A 1,854-nucleotide genomic window follows, 5' to 3' on the forward strand; every position below is an offset into this window, starting at 1 on the left:
GGGCAACCGCACGGTGAGTGAAGGCTCCCGCCGAAGCGGGAGGTGAGCACGTTCATTCGTACCTTACTGAGCACTCTTATGAGTACGCCGACACCGGATCGGCTTGTCGATGAAGGTGAGCTGATCACGGTGAAGGTCGCCGAGGTCGACCTTCAGCGTCACCGGGTGCGGTTGGGTGCCGCTGGCGGAGCCGACAGAACCTAAATGTGGGTGCCGAGCCCTGGGCCGGTCGGGCAAGATCCGGGCATGTCTACCGACATCAGCGGAATGATCGAGTGCCGGCCAGGGGGCCGCCTCTGGGGTCCCGACGACGAGGACTCCGTGTGGGAAGCCGCCATAGATCTCTTCCTGCTCAACCGGGGCAACGCCTACGACGGCCTCGCCTGTCTCTTCGGAGTCCGCAACTCCTTCGGCTTCCGGCCCGTGGCGGAAGGCCGTGGCTTCCCGGACGATGCGTCGGTGGGGCTGAGGAGCGAGTACGCAGCCTATGGGGGACCCGGTGACGCATTCGGAACGACATGGGTCACCTGGGCTGAGGTCACCGCCGTCGATTGGCAAGAAACAGACAGCTCCGGCACCCGAAGCCGGGCCGCTGCCGCAGGTGACGGGAGCGACTGGGGCCGAGTATGGAGTGTCATGGGCACGCTCAGCGAAGTCCACGGGGCGGAGAACGTGCGGCTCGTCGTGTGGTTCCACTGACCACGCAGCAACCAGCATCTCCACCTCTCCGTCCGGGATCGGCCCAGAATGCTGCCCATGGCCGATGGAGAGCGCAACGAGGCAGAAGCACCCACATTCCTGTCGTCCGCAGCCGAGGTGGCTCGGCTGCTGGACCTCGGCACCGCGGCTAGCGTGCCGGAAGACCGACGCGCGCGGCACCTGGCGCATGCAGCGCGCAAGCCACTACTCGAACGCGCGAGTCTGCCCGAAGAATTCTTCGCTCCGCTGATGGCCGCGGCCGTCTACGACCCCGACCCGAGCTTCTGCCGCTGGTTCGTCGAGCCAACGGTCTACATATTCGGACGCCGCCGGGTCATGGCGACACTGCTCAACTACCTACTGACGGGCACGGACGCCGAACAGGCGGGCGCCAAACGGGCCTGGTACTGCGCCCACGTGCCGCTGCACGCGGACAGGTCGCCGGCATACGCGCCTGGCGGACGCCGCAATCCCGCCCTGGACGAAGTCCGCGACCTGATGGACAAGTGGCTGGAGTACGCAGCCATACCGGCCGCAGCGACGCCTGATCCCGCGCACGGAGTTGCCTGATGGTCAGCCCGAGTGAGCCGACGCTATGCCTTTCTCTTCCCACCACTGATCCGGGGCAGACCTGGACCATTCAAGGGTGGGCGATAGTTCGCCACGAGCTTTGGGGTGGCTGCTTGTTCGTGGACAAGGATGATCCGAAGAGGTAGCGACATCGAACGGGCATGTCGCAGCGTCGAGGCGAGCGCTCTCGCGAACTCGGTCAGCTGTCCCAGTGCTCGGAGGACCGGGGCGAGCATCTCCAGTGCCGCGTCGCTGCTGTCGGCGCTGAGGATCGTGTCCGCGATGGCGGAGCACGCGGCGAATGCCAGGGGGTCTGGTGCCGGGTCGGTGAGAGCGCGTGAGAAGTGCTTCTTGCCTGGTCGTTTGCGGAGTTCGTGGAGATAGAGGAGTCGTCGCTCGGCGTCTTCGTCAAGGATCAGACCGAGTTCGCGATCTCCGGCCAGCGAACGGGCAGCAGGCCAGGTCAACGTGAGGATGCCGGTCAGTGCCTTTAGCCTCGCGCTTTCATGAAGCGGGCTGTCCGACGGGTGGTCAGGTAAGCAGAAAGTGCCTCTGACCAGCAAGAATGAGGATTGTCGAGGTCCT

General features: G+C 65.4%; 3 protein-coding genes. 2 read left to right on the top strand and 1 reads right to left on the bottom strand.

The window, feature by feature from the left end:
• The first annotated feature begins 246 nt into the window (after window positions 1-246).
• Window positions 247-699: a hypothetical protein gene (locus ACWFR1_RS40240; protein WP_453561049.1), complete on the top strand. Its 453-nt coding sequence runs from the start codon at window positions 247-249 to the stop codon at window positions 697-699.
• A 57-nt stretch (window positions 700-756) separates the two neighbouring features.
• On the top strand, window positions 757-1,269 hold the full coding sequence (locus tag ACWFR1_RS40245) for a hypothetical protein (RefSeq protein WP_453561051.1): 513 nt from the start codon (window positions 757-759) through the stop codon (window positions 1,267-1,269).
• A 23-nt stretch (window positions 1,270-1,292) separates the two neighbouring features.
• Here ACWFR1_RS40245 and ACWFR1_RS40250 read toward each other — a convergent pair.
• On the bottom strand, window positions 1,293-1,854 hold a 562-nt coding region (locus ACWFR1_RS40250; protein WP_453561054.1), incomplete at its 5' end, for a hypothetical protein.

This window comes from Streptomyces sp. NPDC055103 (assembly GCF_053607625.1).